Raw genomic sequence first — 2,314 nt, forward strand, 5'->3', positions numbered from 1 at the left:
TTCCTCGCGGTTGCCCGGCACGAACTCGCGATCGAGCGCCCAAGCCGACGCGGCTTGCTCCCGGGAGGACCACACCCCGGCCCCCAGCCCTGCCAAAAAGGCGGCCCCCATCGCCGTGGTCTCCTTCACCAACGGACGGAGGACCGGCACGCCGAGCAGGTCGGCCTGGAGCTGGCACAGCCCATCCATGACGCTGGCGCCGCCGTCGACCTTGAGCGAGGTGAGCGGCGTGGCTCCGGCCATGGCGTCGACGACATCCCTGGTCTGGTAGGCCATGGCCTCCACCGCGGCCCGGACCAGGTGGGCCCTCGTGGTGCCCCTGGTGATCCCCACGATCGTGCCCCGGGCATACGGGTCCCACCACGGCGCGCCCAGACCGACCATGGCCGGTACCAGGTAGACGCCCCCTGCGTCGGGCACCGACCCGGCCAGCGGGCCGGCCTCCGCGGATGAACCGATCACGCCGAGCCCGTCCCGGAGCCACTGGATGGCGGCACCCGTGACGAAGATCGAGCCCTCCAGCGCGTACCGGACCCCGTCGGCGTCGGAATACGCCACGGTCGTCAGCAGGCCCTCGGCCCGGACCGCCTCCCTGCCCACGTTCAGCAGCACGAACGAGCCCGTCCCGTAGGTGTTCTTGGCGTCTCCGGGCTCGAAGCAGGCCTGGCCGACCAGCGCAGCGTGCTGATCGCCGGCCATCCCGGCCACCGGCACGCTCGCGCCGAGGAACGCCTCCGGGTCGGTGATCGCCAGGTCTCCGCTCGACGCGCGGACCTCGGGCAGGAGCGCCGGGGGGATGGCGAGCCGGCCCAGCAGCTCGTCGTCCCACACCAGCCGGTGGATGTCGAACACGAGGGTGCGGGAGGCGTTGGTGTGATCGGTGACGTGGGTCCGACCGCCGGTCATCCGAGCCACCAGGTAGCTGTCGACGGTGCCGAACGCCAGCCGGCCGGCCTCGGCGCCCTCGCGGACCCCCTCGACGTGTTCGAGGAGCCAGGAGAGCTTCGTCCCCGAGAAGTACGGGTCGATCACCAGGCCGGTCCGGTCGGCGATCCGTTCCTCCCACCCCTCGGCACGGAGCTCCTCGCACAGCGGCGCGGTCCGTCGGTCCTGCCACACGATGGCCCGGTGGACGGGACGGAGCGTCTCCCGGTCCCACACCACCGTGGTCTCCCGCTGGTTCGTGATGCCGACCGCGGCCAGGTCGGGCGCCTCGATCCCGGCGGCCCGGAGCGCCTCGCCGGTCGATCCCAGCGTGGCGGTCCACCAGTCCTCGGGATCGTGCTCGACCCAGCCCGGCCGGGGGAAGTGCTGGGGGAACTCCCGGGAGGCCCGGCCCAGGACCTCCCCGGCCTCGTCCACCACGAGCGCGGTCACGCCGGTGGTCCCCGCGTCGATCGCCAGCACGGCCATGCGGTCGCGAGGCTACCGGTGGACGGGACTCGCCGCTACGCCGGACGGAGGACCTCGGCGTGGACGATGCCGACGCCGGGGAGCCCGATGTACTTCGCGGCCGCCTCGGACAGGTCCAGCACTCGGCCGTCGACATACGGCCCCCGGTCGTTCACCAGGACCGTGGCGCACTTCCCCTGGTACGTGACGTGGAGGAACGAGGGGAGCGGCATGGTGCGGTGAGCCGCCGTGAACAACGCGGGATTGAAGATGTGGCCGATCGCGGTGGGGTTGCCGGCGAACTCCTCGCCGTAGAACGAGGCCTCGCCCGTGAACCCCTGGCCGGTGAGCTCCAGGTCCGGAGGGATGTCGCAGCCGCGGCCTCCCTCGGGGCCCAGGTACTCCAGCAGCTTGCCGAGCTCACCGCTGACCGCCTGGAGATCCTCGAAGCCCTGCTCGACCCCGGCGGCGGTCAGGAGCTGCTGCCTGGCCGCCAGGAGGTCCTCGATCTCCCGGCCGGCCGCCCGGGCCTCCTGCTCCGCCTGGGCCAGGCGGATCTCCATCAGGGTCCGGATGTCGAACAGCTCGGCCTGGCGCTCGGCCAGCTCGGCGCGGTGCGCCTCGATCTCCCTTCGCAGCTCAGCGATCCGGTCGAGCGCGCCGAGGGCCTCGGTGGCGTCGCCGACGCCGGCGCTCAGCGCCCCCTCGATCATCTTCTGGCGCGACAGGAAGTCGCCGGGGTCGGTGGAGCCCAGCAGGACGTCCATGAACGCCGCCGGCCCGGCCCGGTAGATCGCGTCGGCCCGGTTGTCCAGGAGCGACCGGGCGCCGGCCACCTCGGCCTGCAGGAGGCCCTCCTGCAGGTACGCGTCGATCAGGCGGGCGGCGGCATGATCGGCGCTGGCCTGGACTCGGGCGTACC

At 72.9% G+C, this 2,314-nt stretch carries 2 protein-coding genes; both read right to left on the reverse strand.

The window, feature by feature from the left end:
• Positions 1-1,413: glycerol kinase GlpK (gene glpK, locus VF468_12825; GenBank protein HEX5879179.1), on the reverse strand; the 1,413-nt coding region annotated here is incomplete at its 3' end.
• 35 nt (positions 1,414-1,448) lie between these two features.
• On the reverse strand, positions 1,449-2,314 hold an 866-nt coding region (locus VF468_12830), incomplete at its 5' end, for an RlpA-like double-psi beta-barrel domain-containing protein (GenBank protein HEX5879180.1).

It is taken from the genome of Actinomycetota bacterium (genome assembly GCA_036280995.1).
In the GTDB taxonomy this organism is placed as follows: Bacteria; Actinomycetota; CALGFH01; order CALGFH01; family CALGFH01; genus CALGFH01.